Annotated in this window: 13 protein-coding genes and 2 pseudogenes; 9 read left to right on the forward strand and 6 right to left on the reverse strand. The window is 58.4% G+C overall.

Going from position 1 to position 15,563, the window contains the following annotated elements; translation table 11 throughout:
• Nucleotides 1-153: 153 nt before the first annotated feature.
• Nucleotides 154-567, reverse strand: a pseudogene (locus AC1Z32_RS10350) (IS30 family transposase); the annotation flags it as partial.
• 202 nt (nt 568-769) lie between these two features.
• Between AC1Z32_RS10350 and AC1Z32_RS10355 the strand changes: the two are divergent.
• From AC1Z32_RS10355 to AC1Z32_RS10370, 4 genes are all read left to right on the forward strand, one after another.
• Nucleotides 770-1,192: an ACT domain-containing protein gene (locus AC1Z32_RS10355; RefSeq protein ID WP_483478616.1), complete on the forward strand. Its 423-nt coding sequence runs from the start codon at nt 770-772 to the stop codon at nt 1,190-1,192.
• A 151-nt stretch (nt 1,193-1,343) separates the two neighbouring features.
• A complete protein-coding gene (locus AC1Z32_RS10360) occupies nt 1,344-1,646 on the forward strand; it encodes a hypothetical protein (RefSeq protein WP_483478617.1) in 303 nt (100 codons plus the stop codon).
• Between the two features lie 94 nt (nt 1,647-1,740).
• A complete protein-coding gene (locus tag AC1Z32_RS10365; RefSeq protein ID WP_483478618.1) occupies nt 1,741-2,586 on the forward strand; it encodes a DUF3667 domain-containing protein in 846 nt (281 codons plus the stop codon).
• A gap of 821 nt (nt 2,587-3,407) precedes the next feature.
• Nucleotides 3,408-5,330, forward strand: a complete 1,923-nt coding sequence (locus tag AC1Z32_RS10370; RefSeq protein ID WP_483478619.1) for an SMP-30/gluconolaconase/LRE-like region family protein — start codon at nt 3,408-3,410, stop codon at nt 5,328-5,330.
• A 490-nt stretch (nt 5,331-5,820) separates the two neighbouring features.
• On the opposite strand, the gene AC1Z32_RS10375 is transcribed toward AC1Z32_RS10370, so the two are convergent.
• The 4 genes from AC1Z32_RS10375 to AC1Z32_RS10390 form a co-directional block, all read right to left on the reverse strand.
• Nucleotides 5,821-6,081 carry a hypothetical protein gene (locus AC1Z32_RS10375; RefSeq protein WP_483478620.1) on the reverse strand — a complete coding sequence of 87 codons (261 nt, stop codon included), beginning with the start codon at nt 6,079-6,081 and terminating at the stop codon, nt 5,821-5,823.
• 171 nt (nt 6,082-6,252) lie between these two features.
• Entirely contained in the window at nt 6,253-6,705 is a 453-nt protein-coding gene (locus AC1Z32_RS10380; RefSeq protein WP_483478621.1) for a thioesterase family protein, read from the reverse strand.
• A gap of 8 nt (nt 6,706-6,713) precedes the next feature.
• On the reverse strand, nt 6,714-7,616 hold the full coding sequence (locus tag AC1Z32_RS10385; RefSeq protein WP_483478622.1) for an alpha/beta fold hydrolase: 903 nt from the start codon (nt 7,614-7,616) through the stop codon (nt 6,714-6,716).
• 11 nt (nt 7,617-7,627) lie between these two features.
• Complete coding sequence (locus tag AC1Z32_RS10390; RefSeq protein WP_483478623.1) at nt 7,628-8,371, reverse strand: class I SAM-dependent methyltransferase; 744 nt, start codon at nt 8,369-8,371, stop codon at nt 7,628-7,630.
• 73 nt (nt 8,372-8,444) lie between these two features.
• On the opposite strand from AC1Z32_RS10390, the gene AC1Z32_RS10395 reads away from it, so the two are divergent.
• Complete coding sequence (locus tag AC1Z32_RS10395; protein WP_483478624.1) at nt 8,445-9,410, forward strand: LysR family transcriptional regulator; 966 nt, start codon at nt 8,445-8,447, stop codon at nt 9,408-9,410.
• Nucleotides 9,411-9,753: 343 nt separating this feature from the next.
• A pseudogene (locus tag AC1Z32_RS10400) lies at nt 9,754-9,911 on the forward strand (peptidase M19); the annotation flags it as partial.
• Between the two features lie 141 nt (nt 9,912-10,052).
• On the opposite strand, the gene AC1Z32_RS10405 reads toward AC1Z32_RS10400, so the two are convergent.
• Nucleotides 10,053-11,276, reverse strand: a complete 1,224-nt coding sequence (locus tag AC1Z32_RS10405) for a GlxA family transcriptional regulator (RefSeq protein WP_483478625.1) — start codon at nt 11,274-11,276, stop codon at nt 10,053-10,055.
• Between AC1Z32_RS10405 and AC1Z32_RS10410 the strand changes: the two genes are divergently transcribed.
• From AC1Z32_RS10410 to AC1Z32_RS10420, 3 genes are all read left to right on the forward strand, one after another.
• Nucleotides 11,230-12,840, forward strand: a complete 1,611-nt coding sequence (locus tag AC1Z32_RS10410) for an L-serine ammonia-lyase, iron-sulfur-dependent, subunit alpha (RefSeq protein ID WP_483478626.1) — start codon at nt 11,230-11,232, stop codon at nt 12,838-12,840. The two genes, AC1Z32_RS10405 and AC1Z32_RS10410, sit on opposite strands and share 47 nt — an antisense overlap.
• 9 nt (nt 12,841-12,849) lie before the next feature.
• The gene (locus AC1Z32_RS10415) at nt 12,850-13,872 is read left to right on the forward strand and encodes a proline racemase family protein (RefSeq protein ID WP_483478627.1); all 1,023 of its coding nucleotides are present in this window, start codon (nt 12,850-12,852) and stop codon (nt 13,870-13,872) included.
• Nucleotides 13,873-13,983: 111 nt separating this feature from the next.
• Nucleotides 13,984-15,324 carry an MFS transporter gene (locus AC1Z32_RS10420; RefSeq protein WP_483478628.1) on the forward strand — a complete coding sequence of 447 codons (1,341 nt, stop codon included), beginning with the start codon at nt 13,984-13,986 and terminating at the stop codon, nt 15,322-15,324.
• Nucleotides 15,325-15,563: the final 239 nt, after the last annotated feature.

Here is a 15,563-nt window from a genome sequence, read left to right on the forward strand (position 1 = left end):
ATGCTGGCTCGTCGGGCGTATCGAAAAGTCGAGGTACGCCAGCACCAATCGCAGGCTTCGACGCAGTCGCTCTCCTTCGCAGCCTGTCGCTGCTGTTGCATTGCCTCCGATACGATTTGCGAAGCCTGACGTCCCTGCCCGGCCCTTGTCGGTCGTACACCGCCGATGATCGTTCGGCTTTCGTGCCACGGCGTTGAGTTTGGCCTGTGAGTAGACCGGCAGGTCGATGCCTTTCGGGGAGTACTGTCTCGATAGACCGTTGGTATTTTCATTCGAGCGCGTTGCCAGGGGTGTTTCGGATCGCAGAAGTACACGGCGACGTCCGTGGCAATCGTGAAGCGATTGTGGCTCGCCATCTCCATTCCCCGATCCCAGGTGAGCGATTTATAGCGTTCCTGCGGAAGCTTGCCCGCATGTTTGATCAGCGCATTGGCACCCGTTTCGCTGTCTCTGCAGGCAATCTTCACCAACATCACGTAGCGCGTTCGGCGCTCTATAGGCGTTGCAATGGCTGCCGCTGCTGCCACACAGCAGATCGCCCTCCTAGTGCCCGTGCACCGCACGGTCATTCGTGGCAAAGCATTTTAGGGGGGTTGTGGATCAGACGATTAGTTGCATTACACCGAGAGATAAAGCTCCCTCTTTGCAGACCGGTCGTGCGAACGCCCCACGAGTGGGACCATTCGCGTGTCGCTACCTTGCCGGTCTTGTTCGCGCGCCATTGATGAACTAGATTTTTAGTTGCAATGCGACTGGTGGAGGGATTGCCATGGAACTAAGCGTCGAACGTGTCGATGTCTGGGCGGCCACAATCGAGGACAAGCCGGGTGGGCTTGCTCAGGTTTTAAATGCTTTGCGACAGGCTGGCGTCGACCTCCAGTTCGTTGTCGCACGGCGCACGCCCGAAGCACCGGGCAAAGGAGTCGTATTCGTCGCACCGCTGCAAGGGGAAAGCGAGATCCGTGCCGCTACGCAGGCAGGATTCAACATCAGCCCGAGCCTTCACTCGGTCCGTGTGATGGGAATGGATCAACTTGGGATCATCGGACAAGTCGCCCAAATGCTGGCCGACGGCGGCGTCAACCTCCGCGGCGTTTCTGCTGCGGTACTTGGCACGCAGTTTATCGCGTATATCGCTGTCGACTCGCTGCAGGACGCCGAAACTGCGATGGACATTTTGCAGCGGGCCTGATGCGCCCATACGCACTGGCGGACGTTCGAAGTCGCGACGCTAGAACACGCCAAGCACAAGGCAGGCCGCCAGTCCCGCACCTAGCTCCGCGCAGCGCGCGAGATCGCCGCCGCCGACGATCCTTCTCGACATCAGGTCTAGGACGAACGCCGTGCACGGCATCAAACGGTTCAGACACGCGGCCGTCACAATCGCTGGCATTGAATTGGCGCACCGGGTCCGCAAAGGACATGTCGATCTCGCGAGCCTGGGTACGCGATACCCTCGGGAAAGCACTTGCCGCGGATATCAAAGAGGCGACGAGCGCGACCTGCGCCGACCCGTCATCATCGACGCCGCCGGCGTGGTGGCGCCAACATCGCAGGCCCGCGCGATCTCAGCGACCAACCCGTCCACACTTGAACAGGTGGCTGCGAAACTTCGTACCCAGCTTGCGGAGTTCTGCGCGCAGTAAAAATAGCTTCTTTAGGCCGAACGCGGACTGAATTCACGCAATTGAAATGTCACCTGCGGACGCCCATCTGTACGAGCAGTCCAACGAGGGAATCATGTCTGAAATAGAACCATGGACATGTCCGACGTGTGCGATTCACGTCACCACGCCTTTCTGCCCGATGTGCGGCGAGAGCCCACTTTGGCCGCCCGACCTTACGCTGCGCGGGATCGGAGCAAAGGTCCTGCACGCGACAACGAGCATCGACGGGCGACTGCTTCGTACCATCAGCGTCTTGCTACGTCACCCAGGCGAGCTGACAGTCGCGCATCTGATCGGAAAGCGAATGCCTTTCGTTCCGCCGTTCCAGTTGTTTCTGATCTCAAACGCGATCTTTTTCGCGATGCAGTCGCTGACCGACACTCAAGTCTTCGGCTCGACTCTTCAGGCGCACCTTCATCATCAGGACTGGAGTCCGCTCGCCCAGTCGTTGGTTGCCGAGCGCATAGCAAAGCTCCACACCGACCTGCCTCGGTACACTTCGACTTTCGACCGCGCAGCCGTGCTCAATGCGAAATCACTCATTATTCTTATGGTGGTTCCATTCTCTCTGTTGCTGCGGATTACCTTCCTGCGCACGCGAAAGCCATTTGTTACTTTTGTCTATTTCTCGCTCCATCTCTATGCATTCTTGCTTTTGTTGTTTTCACTCGCGCTAGCCGTAGCGGCCATCGAGGTCCGTCTAGGCGGCCTCGGACTCGACTCACCCGTCGTCGACAAGATTCTTTCGATCATAAATCTTGGTGTTTGTGGCGCTTATCTGTTTTTTGCATTAAAGCCTGTCTTCGGCTCTTACGGTATCGTTCGGCTCATTATTTCTGGAGCCATGGCGCTGGTCGCTGGATTCATCGTTGTAGCCTATCGATTTGCAATTTTTTTGATCACGCTATACACAACGTAGCGACCGAACATCTTGTGTAGAGGCGTCTTGAGATGAGCGTTGCGGCGCGGGTCATGATCGTCATTGTGGATGTCGTGGAACTTTCTCCCCGCGTGAGCATGACAGGCCGCTTCCAGTACGGAGCCCATCCAAAAACAGCTCATCGAAGCCCGCTTATGCGTCCGCTTGCAGGGGCACCATGAAGCCGGCGAGATGAGTCTGAGGGGCGATTGCCGACCTATCGGATTCACATAGAAACTCGCATGGGCGAACCCCGTGACGTGAAGCACGCTCTTGCGATCGCGTTCATCGCTGCGCATGATTACCATGCCCGCTTCAACCAGCCTCGGGATTAGATCGGGATTGTCAGCCGCTTCTCCGCGCATCGTGACCACGATCCGCGTCTGGCGCCCCAGCGGCGCCGATCTCAGGATGGCGTTGGTATGGTTGGCGAACAATGCCGGGCCGTTATCGAACGCAATCGGCGGTTACTCGATGATATTGGCGGGAACCGGCTCGCCCAGCAACGCGTGCAGCATTCCCTTAATGATCCGCACGACCAGGCCAGAAATGCCCCTTGATGCGACAACATCATAAAAGCGTAAAGGCGCGCTATCGCACACTTCCGCTCGGTTTCGTCTTCGAATTCCACGTGCAAAGCACTATTTTTCAGAAGCACCTCGATCGACTGTAAAAAGCGTCCCGGTACGCGTCAGCCTGTACGCTGCCCGCCCATCTCGTTACACCGGTCCACATCACCTCACTTGCCAGTCACCTCATTAAAAACTCCATTCGACATCCTGATGAATATTGCTGCTCGTGTTGCACATGTGGGGTAATTCATGAAACGAATCTATGCCGCATTCCTCGCGGCAGTGCTGAGCGGTACGATCGCGCCAGAATGTCACGCGCAGTACACGACTGACTGGATAGCAAATACGTTTGGAACGAACGTCGCTCACGTAGGTAACGCCGCACGCTCGATGTGGGTTGCGCCAGAAGGCACCGTCTACACCGCTTCGATGTGGGACGAGAACGAGGGCGGCATTGCAATCTACAAGAATGGTCAGGCTGCAGGCTCGATCGGTGCACATGGCGAACCACAGGGCAGTGCCATCACCGGCAACGCGACCTATCTGTGGGCGCCTCGCCAGTGGGGGCGCATTAATGGTGTCTATACCAATGGCTTCGTCTTCAGATACGTCAGGGCAACTGGCGTCAACGATCAGCAAATACAGGTGAGCGCTGAAACCACCGAGCGTCGCGCGGACATCATCACGGGCATCGCCACCTGGGGACAGTTCTGGGCAGCAAGCGACCACCCTGGCAACCGCGTCAGGCTCTACAAGACTGATGGGACGTGGGTGAGCGACATCGGCATCACGGACCCGGGTGCTTTGAGCTTTGATCGCAACGGTAACCTCTGGGTGGCCCAGGAAACGACCGGCATGGTGACGCATTACAGCCGCACCGGTTCGTTGCTGGGCTCGCTCGCACTACCGGCGGGTGGCCGGCCACACGCGCTTTACTTCGATCCGACGACCCAATATTTGTGGGTGGGCGACGCTGGGCCGGACCAGAACATCAAGATCTATAACAATTCGGGAGTGTTGGTAAGCACCTTTGGTCTTGCTGGTGGCTATCTCGATACGACGGCCGGAATTAAAGGCCAGGTCGGCGACAAGCGGTTCGCCAAGATCGACGGTATCGGCAAAGACTCGGTCGGCAACCTCTACGTGCTCTCGGAACCGTGGGGCAAGGCATGGGACGAAGGCCGCACGGGCGGCACAGATCTCTATGCGTACAGCCAGACGGGCAAGCTCCTCTACAACCTCCGCTCACTGAATTTCGAGGCGATCGCCGCCCCGGATCCGGCGACTGATGCAAACCTGTTCTATTCCGGCGTGAACATCTATTCAGGCACAGGCAGCGCGGACTGGAAGTTTGTCGCTAACACCGTTGACCCGTTCACCTATCCTTCCGACCCCCGCCTCGACGTGACTTACCGGGGTCGCGGACTGCACTTCGGCATGGTCGCGAGCGCAGGAATGAATAGGATCCTGGTCGCCACCGATCAGAACCCCGACGCCTTCTACTTCTTCCACTTCGACCCGGGCCAAGGCTATATCGCCGTACCGGACGGGGCATTGCCGGGTACGCTATTCAATGCGACCGCTCGAATTCGCAACGGCTTCTGCCTCGACAGCAGGGGCGATGTGTGGGCGGGTCTGGACAAGACGAATCGAATCTGGCACTGGCCGCTGACAGGGTTCGACGCGAACGGCAAACCGTCATGGGGAGCACCCGTCACGGTGACAGTTCCTGCGTCGATCGGTAACCTGAGCCGGATCATCTACCTGCCCGAAAGGGACACGATGATCCTCGGGCAGCGGATCACGGGCAGCACCGACTGGACCGGCATCGGAACCCGCGTAGAGGTCTACCACGGGTGGCTCGCCGGCAACACGACCAACCCCAATCCGGTAATCACCCTCTCGAGTGCGAACCCAAAGTCCCTCACTGCTGCCGGCAACTATTTGTTCGTGGGCTACGTCCACACCGTGCCCAACGTCGATGCCTTCAACCTGACGACCGGAACCCTGGACAACACGTTCATCAACAGCAACCCCAGCAACGTGTATGTCGGCAATGACGTGGATTCGATGTACGGTCTTAGATCGTTCCTTCGATCGACTGGTGAGTATGTGGTCACGAAGGACAACTATAACGGCTCCAATATCGTTGTTTATCGTTGGACTCCTTGATCACCCGTGTCCGTCACGCCTACAACCTGGCCCCCAGCCAGCAATATGGATAACTGCCGTGCGCAGACATCAGCACGCTGCAAATGGATCCTTCACCCGTGAACGGTGAATCCTCGCAGTGGCATCGCGTCCGCATGAGTCGGTTTGCAGGACCGTCTTGGTCGTAATCGGTGTTGCGGTGGAACTACCTGGTGCAATTGCCAGTATCTTGCTGGTAAATGAATTGGCGACGTAAACGTTATCACTTGTATCCACGGCCGAAAGTCGATGATGCGGCGAGTTGTGTGACGGTGTTACTGCCTGCCGAAATCTTCAAGATTTTGTTGTTCGAGTAGTCCGACACATAGACGTTAAAAGCATACGTCGAGGCCAGTCTCGATACGTTCCCCTGTGCAGCCGAAGGCTACCGCCACGTTGCTCGATGTCCTGGAATTAATTCCGTCTTGGACTCGAATTGAGTATCTCCCGACACATTGAAGTTCAGAGCGGCTCAACGGTAACCAAGCGGACGCTTGCTGCAATCATCAGCGGCAGGAATATCGGTAGCGTCACCCTCCAATCCTAACGCCCAGCCTAGGTCGTGCGCAAATTCAATGCATACACTCTCCCACTCCGCAGTTCCAACCGTGAAGTCACGCGGATTGCTTTTGCCGCAAGCCCTTCGAATCGCTTCAATGCTGGCCGCGAGCGCGCGAGCTTCAGCACGCAGCGGATCGTGAAGAAATGCTTTGTGGCGCTGTTCGTTTTTCATTGGTGGGTTTTCGGCGCGTAGCAACCAAACTTTAGCGGTCGCCCAAAGCTTTCTTCAGAATCTCTGTGGTGGAAACGGTCTCATCACCGTCATGGTGTCTGCGACCGCACACACTCCGTGAAGAGTCGCGCAAGTTTCGTGGCTCGCATTGATCGCTAGCCTCCGGGCATTTTAAGTTCTGCCGACTCGTCGCGCAGCACCGTCCATTAGTCGATCCTTCGACACGATAGCGCGCCGGTGTGTGCCTCTGCCTATCTCGCCACCGCAATCCCGGGCGGACACCTCGAAAACAAAGAGCTTGCCGTCCCGCCCTACATACCGTGCTTCGGCGGACACCTCCATTCCGACCGGCGTAGCGGCGAGATGGGTGACGTCGACGACCACGCCGACGGACAATTCACCCGAAGACAGCACGCGACGCATGACGCGCGCCGCGGCCAATTCCATGAGGCCGATCATCCGGCTGGTTGCATACACGGCAGGAAAGGCATCTTCGGCGCTCTGGCTCAGCACTTCGGCTGTATCGGCGCCAGTAACTCGCGTGGTTACCGAAGCCGTGTCTCCTATCGCGAGCACGCCGGGATACTCAGATTCTGGAGTTGCGCTGGCTGAGGTCTGGCTCATGGTTGCCGTCACCCGGCTTGCTGGTTACCAGTGCGCGCATCACCCAGAAACTCGCGAAGGATGCGTGCCGTGTCGTTGGGGAACTGATCGACGAAGAAGTGCCCACCCGGCAGCGATGCGAAACGCATGTTCGCCAGTCGCGGCGCCCAAACGGCCTGCATCTCAAAGAGAGCGTGCATCAGGCCGGCAGAACCGGAAAACACCAGGGCAGGGCACTGGACCTGCCGGCCCAAGTCCTCGTGGTCGAGTTCGAAGTCGATCGTTCCGCCGGCCCGGTAGTCGCAGCAACTGCCGTGAATTGCTGCGGGATCGCGCCATTGTTTTCGATACTCTTCCAATTGCTCAGGGTCGAAGCCATCTGCACCCGTCGCACCCCAGCCGAAGAGGCAGCCTTCATAAAAGGTGTCGGGATCCGCGCCAATGATCTTCTCGGGATAAGGCGCAGGCTGCTGAAGAAAATACCAATGCCAGTAGGCCCGTGCCACGAAACGGTCGACTTCATCGAACATCACATAGGTTGGGATGATGTCCAGAACGGCGAGCGAGAGCACGCTATCAGGGTGGTCCAGCGCCATGCGATGCCCCGTTCTTCCGCCCCGATCGTGTCCGACCAGGTGAAACCGGTCGAACCCCAGCGATCGCATCAATTCACGCTGGTCGGATGCCATTGCACGGAAGGAGTAGTTGGCATGGTCGGGGGCGCCCACCGGCTTCGACGAACCGCCGTAGCCCCGCAGATCCGCACAGACAACGGTGTACTCGTTGGCAAGCAAGGGGGCGACGCGGGCCCACATGTGAAGGTTCTGCGGAAAACCGTGGAGCAATAGAAGCGCCGGACCGCTGCCACCTACGACACAGTTGATTGCCACGTCACCAACATCGACCAAGCGTCGCTCGAAGCCTTCAAACATGATCTCTCCCTTTACAGAATGCCGGCGCGGATCGCGATCGGCCAGGTAACAAGGCGCAGCCGCTCCCGTTCACCCCAGACGGGAACCAGTTCGGCCTCCAAGGCGATGACGGGGTCGCTACCGGTCGCGCCCTGGTAGCGGGAGGTTGCCGACCAGCTGCGGCAATAGCCAAGCAGATCGTCGAGTGTCCACGAAAGCCGGATAGCAAAGGCGGGACTCTCCACCGCGTCGAACGGAAACGGCAACAGCGTGTAGGCGGTCTCGACATGCCGACGCTCGGCAGGCCAGTACGGCCCGACAACGTGGTGATAGAAGTGACTCACTCGCTCCTCGACCGCGTCACCCTCGACATGCAGTACGCCGTAGGTCCAGGCTGCGATCAGTCCGCCGGGCCTGAGCACCCGACGCACCTCGGCGTAGAAGTCATCGAGATCGAACCAGTGCAAGGCTTGCGCGACGGTGACAACGTCCGCACTCGCATCGGGCAACCCGCTGCGACCAGCGGGCGCGACGCGGTACTCCACACGTTCGTGCGGGATTGCCTGCCTGATCTGGGCTTCACTCAGGTCCGTCGCCAGTACCTTGTCGAAGTGAGCCGCCAAGGCGACGGATGCTTGACCATTGCCCGCGCCCACATCCCAGGCGAGATTAAGGCCCGGGCATACGCGAGCGAGCCAATCAAACAGTTCAGCGGGGTATGTCGGGCGGGACCGGACATACTGTTTTGCGACTGCGGTGAAGTGATCTGTATTCATGGCAAGCATCGTAGTGTTCGGGTTTGTATTGGTCAAATATACAATTGACGTGTCATCCATCTAATTTTTAGATATGAAGCTCCGGCGCATTGAAGTCTTCGTCACCGTTGCAACGGCGGGCAGTTTCTCCGCGGCTGCCGATCGCCTCTGCATTGCACAGTCCGCGGTCAGCCTCACGATCCGCGATCTGGAAGCGGAACTGGGCAGCAGGTTGTTCGTTCGAGGAGCGCGTGCGGTGGCCCTGACCGAGAGCGGTCGACTATTGCTCGCCCGTGCCGAGCCGGCGCTCCGCCAACTGCAGCAAGCTGCCCAGGAAATCATCGACCTTGAACACCTCGAGGTTGGTCAAGTGCGGATCGCCGCGCCAGTTGTGGTGACTCAATATTCGCTGGCTCAACCGTTGGCTACGTTCGCCGCACAGCATCCCGGCATCCGTATGCGCGTGGTACAGGCGGGCGCGCGGCAGATCGAAGATCTGGTGCAACGTCATGAAGTCGACATCGGTATCGTGGCAGACCGGCAGTTCCCACGCGAGCTGGAGAGTCGATTGATACAGGAACTGCATAACGTGGCCATCGTGGCGAAGTCATCGTCCTTCGGCGGGACCGGCAGGGTTACGTGGCGCGAGCTGTTGCAGCAGCCTTTGGCTCTGTTTCCAACCGGGTATCACCAACGTGCCCTGGTCGAACAGCACGCAGAAAAGCTGCGCATGCGTCCCAAAATCGTGATGGAAGCAGAAAACCCGACAGTGCTTCTGGAGGTCGCCCGCCTAGGCCTTGCGGCGACTACTCTGCCGGCCCCTGCGGCAATCGGCGTGGACGGTGTGCGCTGCGTTCCATTGCCACAGCGACAAGGCGACCGTTTGCTGGTTGCGGCCTGCTGGTCGAAATCTGTGCCGTTGGGACGGGCTGCGCAAGCCTTGCTGGAGCACCTGGAGCGCCAGTTGCGTGCCACACCCTCGACTCGCACGAATGACGAAGATCGTGGTGAGCATGACCGGCCACGACGCATGCGACGAACGTCGCGGGCCACTGGGTAATTGCCCATCGCACAGGAGGCAAAGAACGTCTCGTTCGAGCCACGCGCGAGATGATGATGAAACGCTCCCGATACCGGCATCACCTCAGGTTGAGCGCACTGCCCTTTCCCGATGAAGAGACGTGGCTGGTCCTGCCAATTGCCGCGACGGCAGCGAATGGGGCACGCAGACGTGCGCTCCACTGAATTCGATCAGTAGTGGATGTTTTTGAGGGACCGCCGTCAAACGTGCCGACTGCAACGAATCGTCTGCGGCATGCGCGGACATGCTGGAAAAAAGGTCAGCTCACTGTCGACGGGCACAACGCACTCTGATGCCCTGACCATGCGGGGCGCGCTGACTCTGCACGGTGTCCATCTGGGAAAGCTTCACCCAAACTGTAGATAGCATCGGCAAGATGAAGCGCCTGATCCGAGAACAGTGATCTCGTCATGCTTGTTCGAAGCGAAAGCGCGGAACAAGACGGGAATAATCCTTGCCTTTCAAAATGCCGATGCGTTTGGAGGAAGGCGGTTGGGGCGAGACGAAGAACAAAAAGATCAGGGGGGCTAACTGGGTCTAACTGTTCGCGTCGGCCCGAGACGTCTGATCTAAGCGTTGCGATACGGTATGCCGTTGCGCGATGCGCCGTCATGCCGTTCGTCATCCAGTCTGGTCCGCCACTGATTCAGCACGCCACTTGGATGGCAGCATGCCGAAGGCCTGAGTAAAGTGTTTGTTGAAGTGAGACAAATCGGTGAAGCCTGTCTCATAAGCGATCTGCGTCACAGGAAGTGCTGTGCTTTGAAGCAGCCAACGACCATGATCCAGTCGGATTCGGCGATAGTAGTCCGCCGGGGACGCCTCCACGTGTTTGAGAAATAATCGCGAGAGCTGGCGCTCGCCGACATGCGCGCGGTCAGCGACGTCGGTGATTGATAGCGGCTCCCGGATATGCTGGTTCATCAAGAAGATGGCGCGTCGAACTTTCGGGTCACTGAGACGAGAATCTGCCCCGAACAGCGGTAGCTGTGGATGGTTAGGCTGCCGCATCTGATCGGAAAGCAAATGCCTCAAGCTCTTGGTCGCCCGCGCGGCTCCACAATGACGCCCGACGAGCGACAGCGCCAAATCCATGGTCGATGTTCCCCCAGCACACGTGATGACGCCTCGATCAACAATGAAAATCTCGTCCGTCACGGGTATGGAATCGGGGAAGAGCTCCAAGAACTCGTTGTAGTGAAACCAATGGACACTGGCCCGCACGCCGTTCATGACGCCCGCTTTGGCAAGCACAAAGGATCCCGTGCAAGCGCCGATTAGGCCGACCCCCTTGGCTTGCGCTTCTTGCACGTAGCTGATGATCCTTCGATCGTACTCAACCGGCTCAGGCAATTGACCGCCGACGACCACGAGATAATCGAACTCGGCAGGATCAGTCAACGCGCTATCCGGCTTAACCTTCAGTCCGCAACTGGCCGACAGAGTCACCCGATCCGCGGCCATCGTCTTCCAGCGACACAGGACTTTGTTCCCCTTGTCCCCCTGACCCGCCGCGTGCCGGAGAACCTCTACAAACCCGGAAAACGCCATGAGCGTAAAGCCGGGCATGAGCAAGAATCCAACGGACAACCCAGGCTCGCTCTTGGTCGGCAGTAGGTCGTCCACTGGCGATGGAAAAGTAGTTGGTCTGACACTCATTGCGCTTTCGCGGGGTACTGGTGATGTCCTGATTCTACTCACATTCGTCCGGTATATACCAGCCACCGACGCAGCCGAACTTCTAATCTTCATCCATCGCAGCACACGCACGCAGACACCAAGAGTAGAGACGCCACCCATGTCCCAAGACATCAGTCTTTTGAACACTGTGATCGGCCCCGTCATGCGAGGACCGTCCAGTTCCCATTCCGCCGCCCCGTATATGATCGGCAAGACGGTGCGGGAACTCGCAATGACCCGAGGCGATGAGATCGTGGCCGCAACTGTCCACTTTGATCCCTCGGGCTCGTTCGCGGAGGTCTACCGGAACCAGGGAAGCGATGAGGGCTTCGCCGCGGGTCTTAGCGGTGTCGCGATCACGTCCGAAGCTTACAAGGTGGCGCTTAGGAACCTTGAGAGCCGTGGCGATTTTGCATTCGCAATCGAAATCACAGCGCTGGGCCGCAACGATCACCCTAATCGCGTCGACTTGCGGCTGACCATGCGGTCCGCTCGCGGCGAGACACGTGTGGACGTGTTCGAGGCAGTGTCACTTGGAGGCGGTGTGTTCCTGGTCACGCGCTGCAACGACGAGAAAATCGATGTTGACGGGACTGCGTTCTCACTGTTGATAGAACACGACGAAACGGCCATATCAACGCTCGATTCATTGCTCGCAGACAAGGCGGATGTCCTTGAGATTCGCAAGCAAACGGGTATGACCGTTTGTGCGCTTGGCAGCGAAGCATCCTCGTCTCTTCTTGAAGAGATCGAGGCACTCACTGGAGTTGCTCGGGTCCGCTGTGCCCGCCCGACACAGGAAGTAGTCCGCAGTCGAGAAACGACTCTTCATGGCGCGGAATACATGCTGCAAATCGTCGGGAACGACGCTGATCTGGCTGATTTCGCATTGGCCTATGAGAGCGATCGACTTCGCATGAGCCGCGACGAGGTGACTCGACGCTTTGACCAGCGTGTCGCCCTGATGGCTCGCACCGTGCAGGACGGACTGCGTGCTGACGACCCGGCTGGGATGAAATACCTGAAGCCCACGGCTCGGCGTTTCGCCAACGCGACGCTACCGGGTCCGTTGGACAACGGATTCCTCAAAGACTCGATTGCAGGCGCCCTCGCGGCAATGGAGCAGACGACAGGTCGTGGAGTGGTGTGTGCGGCGCCGACTGCTGGCAGCGCCGGCATCGTTCCCGGCTGCCTGCACGCGCTCCGGAAGCTCGGTGCAACTGAAGAGCAAGCGAGTCGATGCCTGATGGTAATGGCGCTGATCGGTGCGCTGTTCGCTGTGCGCGGGTCCTATGCAGCAGAAACAGGTGGCTGCTCCGTGGAGACAGGCACCTCCGCGGCGATGGCTGCCGGAGGTCTTACATACTTCTTCGGTGGCAGCCCCAAGCAAATTGTCGACGCTGCCTCGATTTGCCTCATGAACACCCTCGGCCTGATTTGCGACCCGGTCGGCGGAGAGGTCGAGATTCCGTGCCATGCGCGTAACATCGCCGGAGTATCACATGCGTGGAGCGCCACGACAGCCGCGCTTGGCGGCTTCGACGCGGTCATTTCCTTCGACGAACTTGTGGACCAAACCGTCAAGGTTGGCGAGAAGATGCACCCTGACTTGCGTTGCACTGCACGTGGCGGGTGCGCAGCTACCCCCACGGCCGTGCGTCTTGTACGTAAGCGTGCCGCACCAAGCAAACCCGAGGCGACCGTCACACAGGTCGAAAATCTCGCCTGAGGATCAGCCATGGAACTCCCACAGTCTATAGACATTCTCGGCGTTCACGCCGAAGGCGAGATCGGTCGCGTGCTCTTCTCAGGGGCACCTGTCATCCCGGGCGACACGCTGCGCCAAAAGATGAACTATCTCAACGAGGTCGACAGCAGCTTCTTGCGCTTCTGTCTGTCCGAACCTCGGGCTTCGGCCAACATGACGGTCAACCTCCTGCTCGATCCCGTGTCTCCAGATGCGGATGTCGCCTTCATCCCGATGCAGCCGGACGGCGCGCACGCTATCTCCGGTTCGAACTGTATATGCGTCACCACGGGAGCGCTCGAGACCGGCAAGGTCAAGATGACCGAGCCGATTACCTATGTGACGCTGGAGACTCCGGCTGGACTCGTGACCGCCAAAGCCGAGTGTCGGGACGGTAAGTGTGAAAGGGTAACGGTCAAAATGGCGCCTAGTTTTGTCGAGCGTCTCGACGTTCCGCTTGAAGTGCCCGGATACGGCAACGTTTTGGTCGATGTGGCCTTTGGCGGGTGCTACTTTGCACTCGTTGATGCAGACCGACTGGGCATTGCGCTGGATCGAGCGGAAGCACGCAAGCTTGTTGAAATTGCGGCAATCTTCAAGAAGGCCGCCAACGAACAGATTCGGGTGCAGCCCCGCGACGACATTGACATAAGCCGCATCGAGTACGTGTTGTTCACAAGCTGCAAACGAGGGAAGTTCACGAACGTCAATATCATCCACCCTGGCCGTGTGGACCGGTCACCGTGCGGCACAGGAAGCGGGGCGCGGCTCGCGACGATGTACGCGCGCGGTGAGTGCGGGCTGAACACGCCGGTAACCTTCCATAGCCTTATTGGCAGTCAGTTCGAGTGCCAAATCGTCGAATCCGCGGCATTGGATGACCGACAGACGATCACGCATGAGATCTCTGGCCGAGCATGGACGTATTCGCAAGAACGTCATTGGCTCGCTCCTTCAGATCCGTACCCGACCGGGTACACGCTAGCCGATACGTGGGGCCCAGACGTCGACTAAGCCCCAGGCGCCCCTACCGCTTCAGGTGGGGGCGCTCGGACAAGAACCACTCAAGATTCCAGAAAGACAAGCGATTCAATCTTTTACAACGGGTAATCCAGGAGACGATTAATGAGTATAACTATAGGTATTGGTGGAAAGATTCACCGGCCAGCAATTCACACACCGTTTGAAGAAGCACCTCTTCGCGCGGTTCACGTTAAGGCGATAGCTGGGGCGATGGGCGGCCAATTCACAGACGGCTACATCATTGGCATCATCGGCATTGCTCTTACTCTGGCAGCGTCCGCACTGCAACTCGACAACTTCTGGACGGGTCTCATTGCGGCGGGTTCACTTGCCGGAATCTTGGTAGGCAGCATGGTTTCCGGAGCGATCGTGGACCGCATCGGCCGCAAGAGCATCTACAACCTTACGATCTGGATCTTCGCCATTGCGGCGGTTCTTCAGTATTTTGTCACCTCACCATTGCAGCTGCTCGTGCTGCGCTTGATCCTGGGTGTTGCAATCGGAGCCGACTACGCCGTTAGCATTTCTCTGGTGAGCGAACTCTCTCCGCAGCGTCACCGCGGACGGATCATGAGTACTGTTATGGTCGCGTGGGTAGCAGGATTTGTTACGGCATACATCGCCGGCCTTTATATCGAAAAGATCGGTCCTGACGCATGGCGTTGGGCGCTGGCTAGTTGCTTTGTGCCGGCGTTGATTACGCTAATCATCCGTCTGGGTACGCCCGAATCGCCGCTCTGGCTGCTCACCAAGGGCCGTAAGAAGGATGCCGAAGCCGTCGTGACGCAACATTTCGGCAAAGGCATTGCCCTTCCGGTCGTGAGCGACAATCCGAAGTCGGGGTCTTGGTCACAATTGTTCAGTCGGACGTGGCGGCGCAACACTTTCGTTGGAGCCGCGTTCTATTTCTGCCAAGTTATTCCGTTCTTCGCGCTTGGAACTTTCATCCCCAAGGTCTTGGAATCGATTAAGGTGCAAGACACAAGCGCCGGCGCTGTGATCTATAACGTCTTCCTTTTTATCGGTATCTTGCTTGGGCTCTGGATTGTCGAGAAGATTAGCCGTCGCGCTTTTCTGACTGGCTCTTTTTATTTCTGTGCTGCTACCCTGCTCGTACTGACGCTTTGGGTGGGAATGCCGGCATCCCTCGTTGTGGTCCTATTCTCCGCCTTTGCTCTGGTCATGTCGGGCAGTACCGTGCTCGAATACGCCTATCTCCCAGAACTCTTTCCTACGGAACTTCGTGCATCGGGAATCGGCTTTTCCGTGGCTATAAGCCGCCTGGGTGGCGCGGGAGGTACGTTCCTTCTGCCGATCATCATGAACAAGTATGGTGTGCAGGTGACGTTGGGATGTTGTGTCACGGCGCTCGTTGTCGGCGGCATCGTCTGTCAACTGTTCGCACCCGAGCCGGACAAGACTCTTTCGCACGCGTCACATTGAGACGTTGCCGAAACCACCGTCAATTTTTGCCGGGATTTCATTGATTGACGGTGCTCGCCTCAGATAGCCGGACCACGGTCCGGTGCCTTCGCCGGCCTCGGTTGAATCGTGTCGCGATTCAGTTGAGGCCCCGCGCAATCAGCGCCCCCGGGCTTTCCGTGCGTCGAACCTAGTTGCGGACACTATCACGTCACACCATTTCAGTCGGGCCTGGCGTTCTGAAGATGGCCACCGAGAGA

It is taken from the genome of Caballeronia sp. 11_S32, assembly GCF_056930355.1.